Raw genomic sequence first — 4470 nt, forward strand, 5'->3', positions numbered from 1 at the left:
TCAAAGCCATCGTGCGCTTTCGCGCTGCCGTGGATCGCTACACCGAGCGCGGCGTCGGCCAGACCGCGTTGCCGGCCGCCGACACGGTGATCTGCCGCTGCGAACACACGACCCGCGCCGACATCGACCGCGCGCTGGAGCAGGGCGTGCAAGACATCGCCAGCCTGAAAATGCGCACCCGGGTGAGCATGGGCGACTGTCAGGGGCGGATGTGCGTCGGCTATTGCAGCGACCGTCTGCGCCAGGCCACCGGACGCAAGGACGTCGGCTGGCTGCGTCCGCGTTTCCCGATTGATCCGATTCCATTTTCCGCGTTCCAGTCCGTCGGCACGGAGGCCGCTGCCCATGAGTAAGTTCTATGACGTGATCATTGCCGGTGGCGGCGTGATCGGGGCGTCCTGCGCCTATCAATTGTCCAAGCGCCAGGGCCTCAAGGTCGCGCTGATTGATGCCAAGCGGCCGGGCAACGCGACCCGTGCTTCGGCCGGTGGTTTGTGGGCGATCGGTGAATCGGTCGGCCTCGGCTGCGGGGTGATTTTCTTCCGCATGATGTCGGCCAATCGCAAGCGCGAAACCCAGGGCGCGGCAGTGGCGGTAGACGCCAGCACACCGCATATCCTGCCGGCGTCGTTCTTCGATTTCGCCCTGCAGTCCAACGCGCTGTACCCGGCGTTGCACCGGGAGCTGAAAGACCACCACGGGATGGATTTCAAGTTCGAAAAGACCGGGCTGAAATTCGTCATTTATGACGACGAAGACCGGCTCTACGCCGAACACATCGTCGGTTGCATTCCGCACCTCGCCGATCAGGTGCGCTGGCTCGATCAGGCGGCGCTGCGTGCAGCCGAGCCGAGCGTCAGTCACGAGGCCCGTGGCGCACTGGAGTTTCTTTGCGATCACCAGGTCAGCCCGTTTCGCCTCGCCGATGCCTATCTGGAGGGTGCGCGGCAGAACGGTGTCGATATCTTCGTCAACACCAACGTGACCGGTGTGCTGCACCACGGCACCCGCGTGACCGGGGTGCAGACGGCGGAGGCGGGGGTGTTTCACTGCAAGACGCTGATCAACGCGGGCGGCGCCTGGGCGGCGGATTTGAGCGAGTGGGCGACGGGCATCCGCATTCCGGTGAAACCGGTGAAGGGCCAGATTCTGCTGACCGAACGCCTGCCGAAAATTCTCAACGGCTGCCTGACCACCAGCGATTGCTACGTGGCGCAAAAGGACAACGGCGAGATCCTGATCGGCAGCACCACCGAAGACAAGGGTTTCGACGTGACCACCACTTACCCGGAAATCGCCGGGCTGGTGCAGGGGGCGGTGCGCTGCCTGCCGGAACTCAAGGACGTCAACCTCAAGCGCACCTGGGCCGGACTGCGTCCGGGCTCGCCGGACGAGTTGCCGATTCTCGGGCCGATGCGTGGGGTGGAGGGCTACATGAATGCCTGCGGACACTTCCGCACCGGCATTCTGACGTCGGCGATTACCGGTGTGCTGCTGGACAAACTGATCAACGACGAGCCGTTGCCGCTGGATATCACGCCGTTCCTGGCCGACCGGTTTGAGGTGGCGCCGGTCAAGCACGAGCATGAATTAGAGCTGGCCTGATTCAAGGCACATTGATGCGGAATGTGCTGGCCTCTTCGCTGGCAAGCCAGCTCCCCCAGGGTTTTCAGTCGTTCATAAAACCTGGGGGAGTGGGCTTGCCCGCGAAGGCGTCGGCCCTGGCGGTCTGACATTTGGATCTGTGCAAGGACGTCAGTCCTGGCGCGATTCCTCTTCCAGCTGATCCGACTCAAACAGCCGCGCCAGTTCCGCCCGGGCTTCCTGAGCGGTCTGCAGGACTTTGGCGGCGTCGTCGTAAACCGCGTGCTGGGCTTCCAGCACCTGTTCGTCGTGGTGCTTGAAGCGCTTGATCCGCGCATCGGCCTGGGCCTGGGTCAGACCGAGGCCGACCAGGGTGCGGCGGCTCATTTCCAGACTCGAATAGTAGGTTTCCCGTATCGGCTCGGCGCCGACATCGACCAAGCGGTGCACGTGCTGACGGTTACGTGCCCGGGCGATGATTTTCATGTGCGGATACAGCTTGCGCACGATTTCGGCCGTCTTGATGTTGGTCTCCGGGTCATCCGTGGCAATCACGAAATATTCCGCCTCGCCAACCTTGGCCGCGTTGAGGATTTCCGGGCGCATCGGGTCACCATAGAACACCGGCACACCGCCGAAACTGCGCGACAGCTCGATGGTTTCCACCGAGGTGTCCAGCGCCACGAACCGGATGTTCTGCGCCCGCAGAATCCGCGCCACGATCTGCCCCATCCGGCCCATGCCGGCAATCACCACCCGTGGCGTTTCGGTGTCGATCTGGCGGAACTGCTCCGGCACTTCCACCGGCTGCACTTTCGGGCTGACCAGACGCGCACAGACCAACAGCAACAATGGCGTCACCGCCATCGACAGGGTGATGGTCAGCACCAGCAAGTCGTACAGGCGCGGTTCGAACAGACCCTGATCGCGACCGATCTTGAACACCACGAAGGCGAATTCACCACCGGCCGCCAGGACGATACCGAGGCGAATGGCGCTGATCTTGTTGAGACCACCGGCCAAACGCCCGACAACGAACAGCAACGGCAGCTTCAGACCGATCAGCAACAGCGTCAGCCCCAGTACGGTGACGGGGGCGCTGAGCAACAGGCTGAGATTTGCGCCCATGCCGACGCTGATGAAAAACAACCCCAGCAGCAGCCCTTTGAACGGTTCGATCTGTGCTTCCAGTTCATGGCGATACTCCGAATCCGCCAGCAGCAGCCCGGCGAGAAACGCCCCCAGCGCCATCGACACACCGACCAGGTCCATCAGCCACGCCGTACCGATCACCACCAGCAGCGCGGTGGCGGTGGACACTTCCGGCAAGCCGGTTTTCGCCACCACGCGGAACACCGGACGCAACAGATAACGCCCGCCGACCACCACCACGGCGATGCCGCCGAGCACTTGCAAGGCGTGATTGAGGCTGTCGGCGTTGCTGGTGTCCTGACCGCTGCCGGCGAGCATCGGCACCAGGGCGATCAACGGGATGGCGGCGATGTCCTGAAACAGCAGAATCGCAAACGCCAGCCGCCCGTGGGGGCTGGTCAGTTCCTTGCGCTCGGCCAGGCTTTGCAGGCCGAAAGCGGTGGACGACAGCGCCAGGCCGAGGCCGAGCACAATCGCGCTGTTAAGAGGCTGGCCAAACAGCGCCAGCGCCAGCACGCCAATCACCGAGGCGGTCAGCAACACCTGCGCCAGGCCGACGCCGAACACCGATTTGCGCATTACCCACAAGCGTCGCGGCGACAGTTCGAGGCCAATGATGAACAGCAGCAGGACCACACCCAGTTCCGAGATGTGCGCCACGCTCTGCGGATTGCCGATCAGGCCCAGCACGGAAGGACCGATGATCACCCCGGCAAACAGATAACCGAGCACAGCGCCCAGTTGCAGACGTTTGGCCAGAGGCACGGTGAGCACCGCCGCGAACAGAAACACGACAGCGGCTTGCAACAGATTGCCTTCATGGGGCATGGGGTAACTCCTGACAACGGTACGGCGGGGGCGATAAGGATAAGGGCTGAAACGATTCAAGATCCATTGAAGATCCCCTGTAGCAGCCAGCCTGCTGGCGATAGCAATCTGTCAGATTCCCGGTTGTTGACTGACATTCCGCCATCGCGAGCAGGCTCACTCCTACAAGGGCTGCTCATGCGCTCTGTAATATTTTGCATCAGTTGGTTACATTGATAGCCTTTGTGAATCAATCTTTTTAGAGTTCGCCATGGCCATCAACTTCGACCTCAACGACCTGCAGGCCTTTCGCGCGGTGGTCGAGCAGGGCAGTTTTCGCAAGGCTGCCGACACCGTGCGCCTGTCACAACCGGCGCTGAGCCGGCGCATCGAAAAGCTCGAAGACGCGCTCGGTGTGAAGTTGTTCGAGCGCACCACGCGCAAGGTCAGCCTGACCCAGGCCGGGCGCGGATTCATGCCCAGCGTCGAGCGCTTGCTGGATGACCTCGACGTGGCATTGCTGGGCATCAGCGAAGTCGCTTCGACCCGAATGGGTCACGTCACCGTGGCCTGCGTGCCGTCGGCGGCGTACTACTTCATGCCGCGGGTGGTGGCGCGTTACCACCAGCAGTTTCCGCGGATCAAGGTCAAGGTCCTCGATTCCAGCGCCCACGATGTGCTCAGCGCAGTGGTGAATGGCGAGGCGGATTTCGGTTTGAGTTTCCTGGGCACTCAGGATGCCAAAGTCGATTTCGAACCGCTTGTGCAGGAGTGCTATGTCGTTGCTTGCCGGCGCGATCACCCGTTGGCCGGGCGCAGCAGCGTGACGTGGGACGAGTTCTATCAGCAGGATTACATCTCGCTCGACAAGACGTCGGGCAACCGCTTTTTGCTTGATCAGGCCTTGAGCAGCGTGGTGCCGCAGCG

General features: G+C 62.5%; 4 protein-coding genes. 3 read left to right on the forward strand and 1 reads right to left on the reverse strand.

All coding sequences use genetic code 11. The annotated features are described in order from the left end of the window. On the forward strand, window positions 1-353 hold a 353-nt coding region (locus tag DBR24_RS31095; RefSeq protein WP_177490657.1), incomplete at its 5' end, for a (2Fe-2S)-binding protein. Then, window positions 346-1605: a cyanide-forming glycine dehydrogenase subunit HcnC gene (gene hcnC, locus DBR24_RS21490; protein WP_128615751.1), complete on the forward strand. Its 1260-nt coding sequence runs from the start codon at window positions 346-348 to the stop codon at window positions 1603-1605. The genes DBR24_RS31095 and hcnC, both read left to right, overlap by 8 nt. A gap of 150 nt (window positions 1606-1755) precedes the next feature. Here the strand turns inward: hcnC and DBR24_RS21495 are convergent, their stop codons facing one another. After that, complete coding sequence (locus DBR24_RS21495; protein WP_128615752.1) at window positions 1756-3564, reverse strand: monovalent cation:proton antiporter-2 (CPA2) family protein; 1809 nt, start codon at window positions 3562-3564, stop codon at window positions 1756-1758. 250 nt (window positions 3565-3814) lie between these two features. On the opposite strand from DBR24_RS21495, the gene DBR24_RS21500 reads away from it, so the two are divergent. Next, window positions 3815-4470: LysR family transcriptional regulator (locus DBR24_RS21500; protein ID WP_128615753.1), on the forward strand; the 656-nt coding region annotated here is incomplete at its 3' end.

The sequence above is a fragment of the Pseudomonas sp. HMWF006 genome (assembly GCF_003061205.1).
GTDB lineage: Bacteria > Pseudomonadota > Gammaproteobacteria > Pseudomonadales > Pseudomonadaceae > Aquipseudomonas > Aquipseudomonas monsensis.

What these genes read in the sequence shown, in the direction of transcription:
- hcnC (WP_128615751.1), top strand. Translation starts at nt 346, where the DNA reads ATGAGTAAGTTCTATGACGTGATCATTGCCGGTGGCGGCGTGATCGGG.
- DBR24_RS21495 (WP_128615752.1), bottom strand. Translation starts at nt 3,564, where the DNA reads ATGCCCCATGAAGGCAATCTGTTGCAAGCCGCTGTCGTGTTTCTGTTC.